At 55.4% G+C, this 16,396-nt stretch carries 9 protein-coding genes and 6 tRNA genes; 3 read left to right on the top strand and 12 right to left on the bottom strand.

What is annotated here, in order from left to right:
* Window positions 1–182: 182 nt before the first annotated feature.
* Together BLR08_RS20635 and BLR08_RS20630 are read left to right on the top strand one after the other, a co-directional pair.
* Window positions 183–1,550 carry a glutamate-1-semialdehyde 2,1-aminomutase gene (locus BLR08_RS20635; RefSeq protein WP_072331348.1) on the top strand — a complete coding sequence of 456 codons (1,368 nt, stop codon included), beginning with the start codon at window positions 183–185 and terminating at the stop codon, window positions 1,548–1,550.
* 505 nt (window positions 1,551–2,055) lie between these two features.
* Complete coding sequence (locus BLR08_RS20630; RefSeq protein WP_072331301.1) at window positions 2,056–6,600, top strand: glutamate synthase-related protein; 4,545 nt, start codon at window positions 2,056–2,058, stop codon at window positions 6,598–6,600.
* Window positions 6,601–6,849: 249 nt separating this feature from the next.
* Here the strand turns inward: BLR08_RS20630 and BLR08_RS20625 are convergent, their stop codons facing one another.
* The 3 genes from BLR08_RS20625 to BLR08_RS20615 are packed head-to-tail and all read right to left on the bottom strand — an operon-like array spanning window position 6,850 to window position 10,297.
* Window positions 6,850–8,487, bottom strand: coding sequence for an extracellular solute-binding protein (locus BLR08_RS20625; RefSeq protein WP_072331303.1), 1,638 nt, complete (start codon window positions 8,485–8,487; stop codon window positions 6,850–6,852).
* Window positions 8,488–8,516: 29 nt separating this feature from the next.
* Window positions 8,517–9,398 (bottom strand): carbohydrate ABC transporter permease, encoded by an 882-nt coding sequence (locus BLR08_RS20620; RefSeq protein ID WP_072331305.1) that lies wholly within the window; start codon window positions 9,396–9,398, stop codon window positions 8,517–8,519.
* A gap of 56 nt (window positions 9,399–9,454) precedes the next feature.
* The gene (locus BLR08_RS20615) at window positions 9,455–10,297 is read right to left on the bottom strand and encodes an ABC transporter permease (RefSeq protein ID WP_256257652.1); all 843 of its coding nucleotides are present in this window, start codon (window positions 10,295–10,297) and stop codon (window positions 9,455–9,457) included.
* Window positions 10,298–10,689: 392 nt separating this feature from the next.
* On the opposite strand from BLR08_RS20615, the gene BLR08_RS20610 reads away from it, so the two are divergent.
* Window positions 10,690–12,924 carry a helix-turn-helix domain-containing protein gene (locus BLR08_RS20610; RefSeq protein WP_072331307.1) on the top strand — a complete coding sequence of 745 codons (2,235 nt, stop codon included), beginning with the start codon at window positions 10,690–10,692 and terminating at the stop codon, window positions 12,922–12,924.
* Window positions 12,925–12,991: 67 nt separating this feature from the next.
* Here BLR08_RS20610 and BLR08_RS20605 read toward each other — a convergent pair whose 3' ends face one another.
* The 9 genes from BLR08_RS20605 to BLR08_RS20560 all read right to left on the bottom strand — a co-directional run bounded on the left by BLR08_RS20605 (window position 12,992) and on the right by BLR08_RS20560 (window position 16,395).
* On the bottom strand, window positions 12,992–13,654 hold the full coding sequence (locus BLR08_RS20605) for a bifunctional 2-keto-4-hydroxyglutarate aldolase/2-keto-3-deoxy-6-phosphogluconate aldolase (RefSeq protein WP_072331309.1): 663 nt from the start codon (window positions 13,652–13,654) through the stop codon (window positions 12,992–12,994).
* A 185-nt stretch (window positions 13,655–13,839) separates the two neighbouring features.
* Window positions 13,840–14,823: a sugar kinase gene (locus BLR08_RS20600; RefSeq protein WP_072331311.1), complete on the bottom strand. Its 984-nt coding sequence runs from the start codon at window positions 14,821–14,823 to the stop codon at window positions 13,840–13,842.
* A complete protein-coding gene (gene kduD / locus BLR08_RS20595) occupies window positions 14,823–15,572 on the bottom strand; it encodes a 2-dehydro-3-deoxy-D-gluconate 5-dehydrogenase KduD (protein WP_256257647.1) in 750 nt (249 codons plus the stop codon). Before kduD ends, BLR08_RS20600 begins: the two co-directional genes overlap by 1 nt.
* A 278-nt stretch (window positions 15,573–15,850) precedes the next feature.
* Window positions 15,851–15,927 (bottom strand) — tRNA-Arg (locus tag BLR08_RS20590).
* A 7-nt stretch (window positions 15,928–15,934) separates the two neighbouring features.
* Window positions 15,935–16,008: transfer RNA gene (locus tag BLR08_RS20585), tRNA-Gly, on the bottom strand.
* A gap of 9 nt (window positions 16,009–16,017) precedes the next feature.
* Window positions 16,018–16,091: transfer RNA gene (locus tag BLR08_RS20580), tRNA-Pro, on the bottom strand.
* A gap of 11 nt (window positions 16,092–16,102) precedes the next feature.
* Window positions 16,103–16,182, bottom strand: a tRNA-Leu gene (locus BLR08_RS20575).
* A 12-nt stretch (window positions 16,183–16,194) separates the two neighbouring features.
* Window positions 16,195–16,269, bottom strand: a tRNA-Gly gene (locus tag BLR08_RS20570).
* Window positions 16,270–16,320: 51 nt separating this feature from the next.
* Window positions 16,321–16,395: transfer RNA gene (locus BLR08_RS20560), tRNA-Gly, on the bottom strand.
* Between the last annotated feature and the right edge of the window lies 1 nt (window position 16,396).

Genomic DNA, 16,396 nt, shown 5'->3' with positions numbered 1-16,396 from the left:
CCATCCCGCAAGCGTCCGTCGGCCCCTCCGGCGGACGCTTTTTGCCGTACCTACAGCCAATTGTTGGCGAACAGCTCATCTTGCTATATAATGAACCAAATAAAAATGATCGAGCCGCCCCTCAGGCTGCCCGGATGATTCCAACCCCGGATGATCGCAACAAAGAAAGGATCGGATTCGTTATGGCTTTTCAATCTAAACCTGCAAGCAAGCATAAAACCCGCTCGGAGCTGCTGTATGGAGAAGCGCTCGAGCATATCGTAGGAGGCGTCAATAGCCCGTCGCGGTCCTTCAAGGCTGTCGGCGGCGGCGCTCCGGTTTTCATGAAGCGGGGATCGGGCGCTTACTTCTGGGATGCGGACGAGTATCGGTACATCGATTATCTCGCCGCTTACGGCCCTATCATCCTGGGGCATGCCCATCCTCATGTCACCGCGGCGATCTGCCGCGCCGCGGAGAACGGCACCTTGTACGGAACGCCGACCGAGCTGGAGATTCAGTTTGCCCGGATGCTGAAGGAAGCTATCCCGTCGCTCGATAAGGTCCGCTTCGTCAACTCCGGGACGGAGGCGGTCATGACGACGATCCGCGTCGCCCGCGCTTATACCGGACGCACGAAAATCATCAAGTTCGCCGGCTGCTACCACGGCCACTCCGATCTTGTGCTTGTGGCGGCGGGCTCAGGGCCTTCTACGCTCGGTATTCCGGATAGCGCCGGCATCCCGACCTCCATCGCCCATGAGGTCATCACCGTGCCTTACAACGATATGCCCGCGCTCGAGCAGGCGCTGGATCGCTGGAGCAATGAAATAGCCGCGGTAATGGTCGAGCCGATCGTGGGCAACTTCGGGATGGTCATGCCGGCTCCCGGCTACCTGGAAGCCTTATGCGCCGCGGCGAGGCGCAACGGCTCGCTCGTCATCTACGACGAGGTTATTACAGCCTTCCGCTTCCATTACGGTACAACGCAGACGTTCCAGGGATTGCCTGCAGGCACCGACTTGGCGGCGATCGAACCGGATCTCACGGCGCTCGGCAAAATTATCGGCGGCGGACTGCCTATCGGCGCATACGGCGGCCGGGCCGACATTATGTCGCAGGTCGCCCCGCTCGGGCCCGCCTACCAGGCAGGGACGATGGCGGGGAATCCGGCCTCGATCTCGGCAGGCATCGCATGCCTGGAAGCTCTTCGTCAGCCGGGCACCTACGAGCATCTGGACCGGCTTGGGGGCCTGCTCGGCGACGGGTTGGCCAAAGCCGCGCGGACGCATGGCATCCCGCTGACGGTCAACCGCATCTGCGGCGCGCTCTCCACGCATTTCTGCGATCATCCGGTAACGAACTATGAGGAAGCGCAGGCTACGGACGGCGATCAGTTCGCCGACTTCTTCCGGTTGATGCTGGATCAAGGCATCTGCCTCGCCCCTTCCAAATACGAGGCCTGGTTCCTCACAACGGCTCATACCGAGGAAGACGTTCATTTCACTTTGGAAGCGGCGCAGTTTGCTTTTGAGAGGATGTCCAGAGGGTCGGCCGAAGCGAAACGGTAATAAAAACCATTTATCACCCAAATCACGAACTATTATCAGTATTTGATGATAGTTCGTTCGTTTTTTACACAGTCTTTATTTTTGACTTAAAATTGCCTTTATTCACCAGTTATACAGCTTGGATAGCGCTTACATATCATTGAAAGGTGGAATGTTCTATTGTCTATCGTTAAATTTCATGTTATTCTAGTACTACTCTGAAAATGAAAAAAACGGCTCTATGTAAGGTTTTTGTTAGGTTTCACCTTGAAGATATGCAGGTTTTTTGAGGCAGAAGCCATCATTAATTTTAGCTTTTCCGCACTTATACGCATAGCTTTCAGAAGACGGTTGGAGCGAAGCCAATTACGGTTATACAGAATAAATGTATTTTTATTCATAACACTGTACGTTCGGTTTGTCCGCTTTCTTTCCAGCATGCAAGGTCCTGGATTTACCATGAATCCGACATTAAATTTACCGGGAGGTGAAGGTCAGCCTGCTGACCAAGAGAATGAATCAAGTAATGCGTGATGAAGGTCGCTTTCAAAATTTACTTGCCACAGAGCATGACAGCTGCGGCATCATTTGTATCGTTGAGAAAGACGGGTTCCCGTCCCGCCAGAATATCCAGAAAACGATCGACGCCCTGGTAAAAATGGAGCATCGCTCCGGCTTTATCAACGGCGAAGGGGACGGCTGCGGCATCTTGACCGACATTCCGCGCGCTTTGTGGGAGAAAAAGCTGACGGAAGCCGGTTTGGACGGCAAGCTGGCTTATGACGAGCGCTTCTCCGTCGCCCATATTTTCGTGCCGCGCAAGCTGGATATCTCGGTTGCCGAGATGCAAAACGGCATTCGCGGGCTGTTCGGTCAATTCGAAGTGAGCGTTTTGCTTGAGCAGGAGAACCAGGTTGACAGCAGCGTGCTCGGACCGAACGGTCTGAATGACGAGCCTACGTTCTGGCAGATCGCCGGCCTTTGCGACAAGCAGGGTGTGAAGACCGCCGACCATCTGTTCGAGCTGCATGTTGCGATCGAAGCGAAATATGCCGTGCATGTCGCTACGCTCAGCAATGTGACGGCCGCCTATAAAGTGATGGGCGCCGCGAGCATTCTCCCCAAGTATTACAATGATACGCGCGACCCTCTGTTCGCCGCTCAGGTAACGATTGGTCATAACCGTTATTCCACCAATACGCAATCCAGCTTCTTCCGTGTACAGCCGTTCTCCCTGCTCGGCCACAACGGAGAAATCAATACGGTCAAGAAGCTGCGCATCGAAGCCGATATGGTCGGCGTTCCGCTCGTAGACGGCGGCTCCGACTCCCAGGATATGAACCGTACGATCGAAACTTTCATTCACCGTTCAGGCGTCAGCTTGTTCGAGGCTATGGAGATCGTGTTTCCTCCCATTCACAATGAAATGAAGCTGTTCCGTCCCGAAATGCAAGACTTGTATGTGTATTACCGCCAAGCCTGGGGCCATTATGCTCAAGGTCCGGCAGGTATCGTGTCCCGTTACGGCAACGAATGCATCTTCAGCGTCGATGCGCTTGGACTGCGTCCCGTCTGGATGGTCGAAAGCGAATCGTCCCTGTACTTCTCCTCCGAGCAAGGCGTTATTACGGTAGGCGACATGGTGGCCGAGCCGAAGCCGATCGCACCGGGCGAGAAGATCGGCGTCATCCTGACGCCGGGCGAGCATGTGCAGGTTATCCCTTATTATGAGGTCCAAAGCCTCGTGCTGGAGCGCGCTAAGGCTCGCATCGGATTTGAAGGACTGCGCAAGCATCTGTATAACGAAGTGCCGGCAACTGAAGTTGAGGCATCCGCTGACATCGTGCCTTCCGATTCGCTTTACAGCGCGTACGGCTGGGACCGCGACGGCATTCAGATGATCGAGACGACCGCCGAGACCGGAGCAGAGCCGATCCGCTCGCTCGGACATGACAGCCCGCATGCGGCGCTTGCCTGGGAGCGCGTGAATATACCGGACTACATCAAGGAAAGCGTAGCCGTCGTCACCAACCCTGCGATCGACCGCGACCGCGAGATGGAGCATTTCTCAACCCGCGTCGTCGTTGGCCCGCGTCCTAAAGTATACGGCCAGCCGGATCACCGTCTGCGTCTTGAGCTGCTTTACCCGGTCGTTCTCGAGGGCAGCAACGGCGCAGATTCCTTGTCCGAGCTGAAGCAGCCAAGCTATGAGCAGCTGAAAGCTATGTTCGGCGATTCTGTCGCTACCTTGTCTACAACCTTTGCCCGCGGTACTTCCCTGCAGGCGGCGCTGGATCAGCTGGCGACGGACGCGATCGAAGCCGTCCGCCAAGGCGCGGCCCTCCTGATTCTGGATGACGCCGGCTCACATCAGAACGACCGTCTGTGGATCGAGCCGCATCTGGCCGTGTCCAAGGTAGACATCGCTCTCCGCGGCGAAAAGCTCGGTTATGGGGACAACCTGCGCCGTCAGACGACGCTCGTCCTTCGCAGCGCAGCTATCCGCAGCCTGCATGATATCGCGGTAGCCTGCGGCTTGGGCGCCGATGTGCTGTCTCCTTACCTGATGTTCGCGACAGCTGCCGCCAAAGACGGCGCGCCTGCCGCCCGCAAAGTATTTATAGCGCTGATGAAAGGTCTGGAGAAGGTCATCTCCACGATCGGAACGCATGAACTGCGCGGCTATACCCGCTTCTTCTCCTCCATCGGCTTGAAGCCGGAGGTGGCGGAGGTGCTCGATATCGTCAATTACCTGGGCAGCGAGAAGGCCGGGACCGGCTTTGCCGAGCTCGAAGCTCAAGCGGAAGCCCGTTACAACGACTTCTCCAACCCGAAGGCCAAAGCGGCGAAAAACTTCCGTTTCTTCCAGCGCATGTGGAAGGCTCTCGGCGATGCTGCCTCCGGCGTGGCGCCGTATGCCGATTACCGGGATAAGCTGCGCGAGGAAGAGAAGAAAAACGGCATCTCGATCCGCCACGTAGCGGACTTCGATATAGAGAAGGCGCGTGCCGAAGGCCGCAAGCCGCTTGATCCGGCTGACGTGCATATCGGTATCGGGGGCCATGATCTGCCGATGCTGATCTCGTCCATGTCGTTCGGCTCGCAGAATGAAACGGCGTTCCGCGCTTATGCCGAAGCCGGCGAGCGCCTGAACATGGTCACGATGAACGGCGAGGGCGGCGAGATCAAGGATATGCTTGGCCGCTACAAGCGTACCCGCGGCGCCCAAGTCGCTTCCGGCCGCTTCGGCGTCAACGTGGAGCTGGCTACGGCCGTCGCATTCCTGGAGATCAAGATCGGCCAGGGCGCCAAGCCGGGCGAAGGCGGTCACCTGCCGGGCTCCAAGGTTACGGCCAAGATCGCGCTGGCGCGTAATGCCACGATCGGCTCCGACCTGATTTCGCCGTCGAACAACCATGATATTTACTCGATTGAAGACTTGGCTCAGATCATCTCCGAGTTGAAGGAAGCAAGCGGCCGTCAAGCGAAGATCATCGTGAAGATTCCAGTCGTTCCGGGCGTAGGTACGATTGCGGTCGGCGTGGCCAAAGCAGGCGCGGATGTCATCACCCTGTCCGGCTTCGACGGCGGCACCGGCGCGGCGCGCATTCACTCGATCACGCATGTCGGTCTGCCTACCGAGATCGGCACCAAGCTGGCTCACCTGGCGTTGATCGAAGCAGGTCTGCGTCATCAAGTTGAGCTTTGGTCGGATGGCGGTATGAAATCCGGCGCAGACGTTGTCAAGATGTTCATGCTCGGCGCCAACCGCGTCGGCTTCGGATCGATCGCCATGCAATCGGTAGGCTGTACAACCTGCCGCGGCTGTCATCTGGATACTTGCCATGTCGGGATCGCCACCCAGATCGATTCGTTGGAGGAAGCCGAGGAGAAGGGCCTTCGCCGCTTCGTGCCTCGGGTATATGACACCGCCGTCGATTCGCTCGTTCGTCTGTTCGGCGGTATCGGCCAGGAAATCCGTGAAATTGTCGCCGAGCTGGGCTTCAAGGATGCCCAGGAGCTCGTCGGCCGCTCGGATCTGCTGAAGCAAGTCAGCCATCTGGAGCGCATCGATCTGTCCGACCTGCTCCGTCCTGCACCGCTTTCCTTCGCCGCTGCCCAGCAAATGGCGAGAGAAGCCGAGGAGCAAGTAGCCGCGGCGACCGTAGTATCGTCCGATATCCGGATCGCAGCCGGCGCTGAAGGGCTCGACCTGTTCCCTGAATCGGTCTCCTTCGATGCTCCGGTAGAACGCAACTGGACGAACATCGACGCCGAATCGCGTATTCTCGGCAGCCGTTACTCCAGCCACCGGGTCAGAGACCGCTTCGACGGCAGCTACGACCAGTTGCCGAAGGTCAGCATCAACATCACGGAAGGCTCCGTACCGGGCAACGGTCTGGCTGCCTTCAACGCACGCGGCGTCGATATTACCGTACATGGCGGCGCTGAGGACGGCGTAGGCAAAATGTCGCTCGGCGGTAAAGTAGCCATCCTGAAGGCGCCAGGCAAGCACAAGCAGTTTATCAACGGTTCGGTCGGCAAGTCGTTCGGCTATGGCGCTCAGAAGGGGCTCTTCCTGATCCAAGGCAATGCCGATACGCGCGCCTGCATCCGTTTCTCCGGCGCAGACGTCGTATTCGGCGGGGAAATCACTTCCCCGCTGCAGGATGAGCTGGGCGGTCTGGCTGCCCGCGCCAACCTGAAGGGCTTTGCCTTCGAGTACATGACCAACGGCCGCGCTGTCGTGCTCGGCGACCCGGGTCCATGGATCTGCGCAGGGATGACCGGCGGCGTGATCTACCAGCGTCTCGTCCCTGAGATGGGACTGGACGAAGCTGCTCTGCAGCGCCGGATTGCCAAAGGCGCCAAAGTTAAAGTCGAGCCGATCGGCTTACAGAGCGCCAAAGACTTGACCGAGCTGCTCAGCGCTTATCATGCAGAGCTAGTGAACTCCGGACAAGAAAACGCCGCCGCGGGCATTCAGCATCTGCTGAACAATCTGCAGACCAGCTTCGTACGGATTGCGCCTGTCGGTCTGCAAGCCGATCAATCCGTCGCTACGGAGTAGTTCATCGGGCGCAGGCAAGTAAAAACGGTATAATGGAAGTCGGCCCATTAAATAAAGAGACCTTTCCGATTCACTTCGGAAGGTCTCTGTTTTTTTGGAATTTGATTTGCCGCTACATATAAACGCCCTATCTTTTTTTGCATCCTTTCCCCAATCATGCAAGGATTCCGAATACAAAATTAAGTAAAGGGACCGCACAAGCGCAATTTGCGCCATGCGGTCCCTTTTTTCCTCTCCGAAACAGAGCTCCTATTTCTTGCCCGAATACCGATCGTACGCCGCTTTGTAGATAGTCAAGTATTCATCAAGCCCCATCTTCTGCACGGCAGCCACATATTTGTCCCAGTCGTCGAACGAAGCGGTGCCGTTGATCAGATTGGCCTCCATCTCGGTAATATACTTGTGAATGTCGGCTCCCTTAGAGGTCATGAAGGCCGTTTCTTCCTCCGTGAAGTTGAAGCCGTACCACATTTCCTTGATGAGATGCTTGGAAGCCTTCTCTCCGGCCTCCAACGATTCGGGCAAGCTCTCCGAGCCCTTGAAATATTTCTCCTGCACATAACCCGGATAACTGCCGCCCGGCCAGGTGAAATGTCTTGCCGCCGCCTGGTCCAAGGTCAGACCATTCGGGTTCTTCTTAATGTCGTCCACGTATTCGAGCGAACCGTCCGGCTTCTGCGTATAGGTGACATCCTTCTGTCCCATGAAATAGAACGTTGCCCCCTCATCGCCGTAGAAATGATCCATCCAACGGACGGTCGCTTCCGGACTTTTGTTTTTGTCGGTCAGGACGAATGCGCCCGGCCAGGCTACCGGATTTTTAACCGAAACAAACATCTGGTCGCCATGAGGCCCCTTGAGAGCTCCAAGGCCCACATAGCCCGTCTGGTTCATGACCGCCTGCGGATGCGGCACGAAGGTTGCGCCGAGCAGACCTTTAGCGCCTTTGGCATACAGGGCCGCGTCCTTGATCGTGAAGACCTCCTTGTCCAGCAGCCCCTCCGCATACAGCTTATGCATATACTGCAGCACTTCCTTGTATTTAGCGTCGGTCCGGTAGAATCTCAGCTTGTCCGGAGCGTCCGGATTCACATCCACATACGGATGCACCACGCCTCCGCGGTTGCCCAGACCCCACGCTCCGGCGATATAACGCTGAATCGTGATTACGCCGAACATCCCGCTAAGCGGCACTTCATCCTTTTCTCCATTGCCGTTCGGGTCCTTCTCCTTCACCGCCTTGAGGTATTGATAGAACTCCTCCGTCGTCTCGGGCTCCTTCATCCCGAACTTGTCCAGCCAATTTTTGTTGATCCACATCGGCGTACCGATCAGCATCGGCAGAAATTCCGGACTGTAGAACGTCGGGAAGGAATAAATATTGCCGTCGGGCATCGTCAGCGCCTTCTTCAGATCCGGGTATTTCTCCATCAGCTTCTTGAGGTTCGGAGCATGCTGCTCGATCAGATTATTCAACGGGATAAATACGCCCTGCTTGCCATACTTCATCATGTCCGCCGCCGGTACGCGGGCCGAATAGAACGCATCCGGATAATCGCCGCTGGCCAGCGCCAGGTTGCGCTTCTCCGTCAAGCTCTCGAACGGCACGAGCTGGAACTCTACCTCAATATTCGACTGCTTGGCATATTCCTTCCAGACCAGCGTATCCTCGAATTTATTGCCGGTTTGCGGCGACTTGCCGGTGAAAAACTTCAGCTTCAGCGGTTCATTCACGATCGGCATGCCGGACGGATTCACCGCTGGACCATCCGACTTGTTCGCCTCCCGGCTTGCGCCTGTCCCCGCTCCCGTGCCCCCGCATGCAGTGAGCAGACCTGCTGTCATGACCGCCGTCAGAAGAGCTGCCGTCGTTTTCTGAGCTTTCATCCTATTCATTCCTCCTGTATTTGTTTGATTTATCCTTTAAGGGCGCCAACGAGCACGCCTTTGGCAAAATATTTTTGCAATAGCGGATATAAGAGCAGTACCGGCAAATTCGCTACGATCACAATCGCATATTTGATCGATTCGGCATCCAGCAGCGTATCGGTAAGCGAGCCGTCCGCGACATCGACCATGTCCTTCATTTCCCCCTGCACGAGTATCTCCCTTAAGATCAGCTGCAGCGGATACAGCTCCCGGTCGGACAAAAAGATCAGGGCGTGAAAATACGCATTCCAATGCCCCACGCTATAGAAAAGCACCATGACCGCCAAAATGGGAGCCGACAGCGGGAGCACGATGCTCCACAGCGTCCGCATAGGGGAGCTGCCGTCGATCGTGGCCGCCTCCTGCAACTCGAACGGCACGCCGTTCTGAAAAAACGTCCGCATCAGCACGATATTCCACACGGATACGGCGCTTGGCAGCAGCATCGCCCACATCGAGTTCAACAGGCCGAGCTGCTTGACCAGCAGATAGGTCGGAATAAGACCTCCGCTGAAAAACATCGTAAATACCATCATGCCCATAATCCAATGTCGGCCGGCCAAGTCCCGCCGCGACAGCGGGTAAGCGGCCGCTACCGTTAACGCCACATTGATCGCGGTGCCGAGCGTTGTGTACAGAATCGTATTGCCGTAGCCGCGCAAAATCTCCGCATTGTCGAGCAGCTTCGTATAGCCGCGGACCGTCAGCTCCTGCGGGAGGAGCGTGATGTGACCGCTGAGTACCAAATCCGGGCTGCTGATTGAAGCGATTAAGACGAAATAAAGCGGATAGACGACCACCAGCACAATAAGCGCCAGCACCAGGTAAATAACGGCTGAAAACATGCGATCCGACGGGCTTGCTTTCATCTCGGCCCTCCTCTCCCTCACTTGTTGTTTGACGGCTTCCATTCTCAGCGCTGTCCTTACCACAGGCTCGTTTCACTCACCCGTCTTGCGATCGCATTGACCGTCACCAGTATGGCGAAATTGATCACGGAGTTGAACAGACCGATCGCGGCGGAGAAGCCGTATTCCGCTCCAAGAATACCGCTTCGGTACACATGAGTCGCGATGACGTCCGAAGCCTGCATATTCAGCGCATTTTGCAGCAAATATATTTTCTCGAAGCCTACTCCAAGCACGCTGCCCATGTTCAATATAAGCAAAATGATCATCGTCGGCCGCAGTCCCGGCAGCTGAATATGCCAGATGCGGCGCAGTCTGCCCGCTCCGTCCATCTGGGCCGCTTCATGCAGATGCGGATCGATCGCCGCCAGCGCGGCCAAGTAAATAATGGAGTTCCAGCCCATCTGCTGCCAGACGCCGGATAGCACATAGACATGCTTGAACCAGGCCGGGTCGGTCAGAAAGGCGATGGGCTCCAGCCCCAATGCGCCAAGCAGATGATTGGCAAGCCCCGTCTCGGGCGACAGAAAAATAAACAGCAGCCCTACCACCACGACCGTGGACAAAAAATGCGGCGCGTACAAAATCGTTTGCACCCACTGCTGCAGCTTTTTTTGCCGGACCTCATGAATCATCAGCGCCAGCAGAACCGGTACCGGGAACCCGGCTGCGATCTGGTAAATCCCGATCAGCAGCGTATTTCTCAGCAGTCTCCAGAAATAAAAGCTTTCGAAAAAACGTTCGAAGTGGCGAAAGCCGACCCATGGACTTCCCCAAATTCCTTTGGTGGCCAAATAATCCTTGAATGCAATTTGCACGCCGTACATCGGTACATAGTCGAAGACAATAAAGTACAGCATGACCGGAGCCAGGAGCGCATATAGCTGCCAATTGCTCCAAATTTTCCTCCAGCGGTTCGTTCGTCTTCCGCCTCGTGCCTTCTCTGTGCGATAATCCTTCGTCTTCAGCGTCGCTTCGTTCACAAGCATTCACCTCCCTCGGCGCCGTTTACGTTCTCGATACTAGCTCTTCGCCAGCCAAAAATAAATTGACCCTTTTTTATCCGGCATACCGTTTCTTCCTTCCTCTCTTTCGGCAATCCGCCTAATGCTGCGCCATTGCTGGATTGTCCGTCCATCAACGGCTTTGCTTTAAGGTTTTGTAAATGGGTTGCCTGATGGAATTACAACCTGTTAGCATCAAGATAGCATCCTCTACTCAATAAGCATGGATGAATTCGGGAGGGACTTCTATGGAATCAAGCTTAATGAAGCGCAGAACCTTGCTTGTCCGCTTGTTCATGAGCTTCCTGACCATTATTGTGCTGTTGTCCGGATTTAATCTGGTTGTATTTTCTTACTTCCAACGCATCATTCAGCAGGAGCTCATCAGCACGAGCCATAACGCACTCCGTCATGCCTCCGCCGGCTACCAGGCACATTGGGAACGGCTGAGAACTGTCTTATTTCAGGCTTATTATGAGCCTTCCCTGGTCGCCTTCAACAAGCAGCTGCTGCCGGAAGAAAAGGCCGATGCAAACTATTGGCTTGTTGTCGATATCGTCAAGCGTCTGCGGGAGTCCGCAGCTAATCCGATCTATTATTTGGACAACCTTATGGTACTGTACCGCTCCAATTCATTCATGGCGGATAAACAGGGAAGCGCCAGCTCGGTTACGCTTGATGCTCTGCCTGCCTTTCATCCGCCCTATACATCCGCCTACTGGCAGGAGCAATTTGCCGTGACCGGCGGCAGCTACCGGCTTCATCCGGCTCAGAACTATCCGCTCGATTCCTTTGAATCGAGGACCAGACCGCTTCTGCCGTTTACGTTCCAGCTGCCCGGCAGCAATTATATGATAATCGCGATGATCGATATGGAGCGGCTGACTGCTTCCCTGCTAGGCGATGCTCCGTTTCTCATCGAGTCTGCGGACGGTCAACCGCTGTATCGTTCCTCATCCTCGTTAGGAATAAGCGATTGGCCTACACTGGAGCAAGGAGAATCTGCCCGTCTTGCTGGCGATTGGTATTTCTTCACCTATACCGATCCGAATGATGGCTTGCGTTATGCGACAGCCGTGCCGTATGCCGCTATCGCCGCCCAGGTTAGCAAGCTCCGGACCGTGCAGACGAGCGTTCTGCTCTTGTCCTTCATTCTTGCGCTTGGCTTATCTTATTGGTTCAGCCGCAGACTCCACTTGCCCGTCCAACAAATTCTCGCCTCGCTGCAGCAATCGGTCAGCCCTTCTCACCGGGTACGGACAACCATCCGGGAGTTCGATACGATCAGCCGGCATATAGGAAGGCTGACGGAGGAGCGCGAACAGATGACAGGGGAGCTGCGCAGCCATGAAGCGCTGCTCACTCAGTACAGCTATTTGGCGAAGCTCAAAAGTCTGCATACCGGCATCACCGATTGGCGGGATTTTGTGGATGCGGAGGGCCCTTTTCTAGTGGTGCTCTACCAGATGCAGAGCAGGCATAAAGAAGCGTTGAGCAAAGCCATCAAGCGCCGCATCAAGGATCGGGCGGAGTCGGCGCTGTCAGGCTGCGGCCGGCAGCTGCATACGTTTCAGATTGAAAATAACCAGCTGATCTCCATCGTATTCACCCGGAGGCCCGAGGACCGGGCGGATATTCAGCTGCGCTTGGCGGCCCTGAAGGACGAGCTCGATCAGGATCGTCAGCTGTATCTGGTCTCCGTCGCTGTCAGCGCCTTATTCGAGACAGGCTCGGCGCTTAGCGCCGCCTACAGTCAAGTGTCGGCCATGCTGCGGCAGGCGCTGCCCCGGGATGAGACACAGATCATGACCTCTCTGGATCAAATACCCGCTTTATTTGTCTTCTCGGGCGAGCAGGAGCAGCAATTACTTGAGCATATACAATCCGGTCATGAACGGCTGTGCTTGGAGACGATCCACCGGATGCTGAATGCCATGGAGCGCCGGCACGCTACCCTGCTGCAGGTCAGACTGTTTGCGGAGCATGTAGCTTCCCGTCTCGCCGTAACCCTGGAGCAGCAGCAGGTGGCTCCGGATAACCTGCGCCGATTGACGGATTGTTCCGAAGACCTGCACAGCTGCCTGACGATGGACGAATTCCGGGCTGCGCTTGATTCCCTGGTTACGACATTCGGCCTTATTCGGCAAAGTCATAAGAAGCCGAAGGACGATGTTATCGATTACGTCCTCCAAACGATCGAACGCGGGTATGGCGACGATATTTCCCTGGATCAGATCGCAGAACGGCTGCAGCTGTCCAGCGCCTATTTATCCGTCTATGTCAAGGAGAAAACGGGCCGCAATTTCATCGATCACCTGAATCGCATCCGCATCCGAAAGGCCAAAGAGCTTCTTGTTACTTCCGAGCTGAGTATTCAATCGATCGGCGAGCATATCGGTTACCGTAATGTAACCTCGTTTATCCGCATGTTCAAAAAGTTGACGGGCGAGACGCCCGGGGAATTCCGTAAATGCCACGCGTAAACGCAAAAAAGGAACGTTACCCCTTCTCGGGTATAACGTTCCTTAATTTATTTGACGGACAATTTTCTTATGCCTTGGCTGTCCGATAAGCTTCGATATATTGCGCCGCTCTCTTCGCCACGAGGCTGTAATCGCCCGTCTTCACGGCTTCGCTCGTCAGATCCGAGCCGATCCCGACCGCTACCGCTCCGGCCTTGATCCATTCCCCCAGATTGCCCAGAGAAACGCCGCCTGTCGGCATGATGTTAGCCTGCGGCAGCGGCCCCTTGATCGCCTTGATCATAGCCGGGGAATACAGATTGCCCGGGAACAGCTTCACGACGTCCACGCCCAGCTCCAGCGCCTTCTGAATTTCCTGAATCGTCATGACGCCCGGCATCACGGGTACGCGGTACCGGTTGCATAAGGTGACCGTGTCCGGATTGAGGGATGGGCCGACAACGAACTCCGACCCGCTGAGGATGGCTGCCCGCGCCGTCTCCGGATCAAGTACAGTGCCAACGCCGATAATCGCATATTTGGACGGATCGGCCGACGTACTGGAGTACGTTTTGGCAAGCCTTTCAATAGCCTGAAGGGCGAAGGGAACCGTCATAGTCACTTCAATGACCTTGATCCCGCCGGCAATCGCCTGCTCGGCCATCTCCACCACTTCGTCCGGCGTATCTCCACGCAGAACCGCTACTACGCCTTCCTCTACAATTTGCTGCACCAGCTTCAATTTTTTCATTGCCTGATTCTCTTCCCTTCTTTGGTTGCCGATTCTATCCTGCCATGTTTCCGGATGTGGAGTAGCCTGCAGGGGCTTCCCTGTACGACTACAGACACGTTCGTTATCTCTGGCAAAGGCAAAGAGGCTTGACCTTGCCGGATTTCTCCGTCGCATGCTTCAAATAGCTTTTCAATTCCACCGCTTTAGCGTTCTACATGCTTCTCATTGTTCAAGTAGGCCTCAACCTGTTCCCACGTCGGGATTCCTTCCCAGTCTCCCTCCGTCTGCACGACCATGCAGCCGATCAAGTTGCCCAGGCGCACCGCTTCCGGCAGCCCGTAGTCCTTCAGCAGACCGACAAAGAACCCGGCACAGAAGCCGTCTCCAGCCCCTACCGTATCTACGACGCGCTCTGCCTTGAAATAGGGCACTTCCGTGAGCGAAGTCTTCTCTACAATGTAAGTAACCTCATCGCCGCCCTTCACGATGGACACGCCGGGCAGCTCACGCAGCTTGGCCGTAATCTCGTCGAAGTTCTCCGTCTGGTATAGCAGCTTCAGTTCATCGAGTCCCGGCAGGAAGAAATCGGCTTCCTTGGCCATTTCCAAAAGCTCGCCGCGCGCCTCCTCGATTGTCCATAGCTTAAGGCGCAGATTGGGGTCAAAGCATACACGTACGCCATGCTTCTTGGCAAGACGTACCGCTTCCTTCACCGTTTCCCTCGCCGACTGGCTTAGAGCCATGGTAATCCCCGTTACGTGCAGGTACTTCGCCTGCTTGATATAGGCTTCATCCAGATGCTCCGGTCTCATCAGGCTGGCTGCAGAACCTTTACGATAGTAGTAAACGGAGGTTTTCCCCGATACGACTTCCCGCAGCATCAGCCCTGTTGGAGCTTCAGCCGTAAGCTCGGCACGAGATACCTCGACCCCTTCGCCGCGGATCTTCTTGAGGATCATCCGGCCAAACGGGTCCTTCCCGAGTCGTCCGAACCAGCCGACCCGGCGTCCCAAGCGGGAAACGCCGATGGCGACGTTGCTTTCAGCACCGCCAAACAAGGATTGGAACTGAGAGGAGTACTCGATCCCCTTCGTATTCTCAGGCATCATCAATGCCATCGATTCGCCAAACGTAATAATTTCCGGCTGAAACATCTGCTCCTGAATGCTGTTCCCTGGTTGGCTCATTATCTGCTCATCCATCCGCCGTCTACGCACAGCACGTGACCGCTCATATAATCCGAAGCTGCCGAGGCAAGGAATACAACCGGGCCTTGAAGATCTTCGGGCGTTCCCCAACGTCCGGCAGGAATACGAGCCAGAATCTGGGCGTTCCTGTCTTCATCCGCCCGGATAGCCGCTGTGTTGTCCGTTGACATATAACCTGGGGCGATCGCGTTGACTTGTACGCCCTTCCCAGCCCACTCATTGGCAAGAGCCTTGGTTACCCCGGCGATAGCATGCTTAGAAGCCGTGTAGCCAGGCACGTTAATGCCGCCTTGGAAGCTCAGCATCGATGCGATGTTAATAATTTTGCCTGATCCTTGCTTAATCATCTCGCGTCCTACGAGCTGGCATAGGAAAAACGCCGAGTTCAGATTAAGGCTTAATACATCATGCCAGTCATTGGCCGCATGATCTGCAGCAGGCGTACGGCGAATAATACCGGCGTTGTTAACCAAGATGTCGATTTTACCAAAAACCGACGAAGCCTCTTGAACGACGCCCTCCAGCACACTTTCGTCCATCAGATTGGCAACGATTGTATGCACCTTGCGGCCCATAGCTTCGATCTGATCCTGAACCTCACGGGACCGGTCATTGCTGGTGATGATGACTATATCCGCTCCAGCCTTCGCGAGTCCGAGAGAAATTCCTCCTCCTAAGCCAACAGCTCCTCCCGTTACTAAAGCCACTTTTCCAGTCAAATCAAACATGCCAACGCCGCCTCTCATTCATAATTGAAACGTTTAAATTAAATGCAGAGCTCTACCGGAGCCTGCGCTTTTCTTTCATTATACGTGAATTCGCGAATGATTGCCAGACTGGTCTTGTCTTTCTTCTACTGGCGGATCATGCCGTTGTCCGCTCAAAGCCCTCTGAACCCCTAGCTCCTACAGAGAATACGGCAATATGAAATACAATTAAAAAACCGCTAAAGCCCTTATACATCAAGGCTTTCAGCGGTTTATATCATAACCGTTATTTATTAGAATGGCGTCCCAGGAGGGATTCGAACCCCCGACCGACGGCTTAGAAGGCCGTTGCTCTATCCAGCTGAGCTACTGGAACTTGAATATGGAGCGGGTGATGGGAATCGAACCCACGCTATTAGCTTGGAAGGCTAAAGTTCTACCATTGAACTACACCCGCGTGTAAGTATCGGGACGACACGATTTGAACATGCGACCCCCTGGTCCCAAACCAGGTGCTCTACCAAGCTGAGCTACGTCCCGATAATAATAAGTGCCGGTAGAGGGACTCGAACCCCCACGGTTTCCCTCACGATTTTGAGTCGCGCGCGTCTGCCAGTTCCGCCATACCGGCTTACCCCAATCATGGAGCGGAAGACGGGAATCGAACCCGCGACCCTCGCCTTGGCAAGGCGATGCTCTACCGCTGAGCCACTTCCGCATAGAACACTACAATTTAACCATGAAATTTCTCGTAAATCAAGTGGAAATTTGGAGCGGAAGACGGGAATCGAACCCGCGACCCTCGCCTTGGCAAGGCGATGCTCTACCGCTGAGCCACTTCCGCA

The organism is Paenibacillus sp. cl123 (assembly GCF_900101595.1).
GTDB lineage: Bacteria > Bacillota > Bacilli > Paenibacillales > NBRC-103111 > Paenibacillus_G.
The sequence above is the reverse complement of the archived record's forward strand: the minus strand, read 5'-3'. Positions and strand labels throughout refer to the sequence as shown.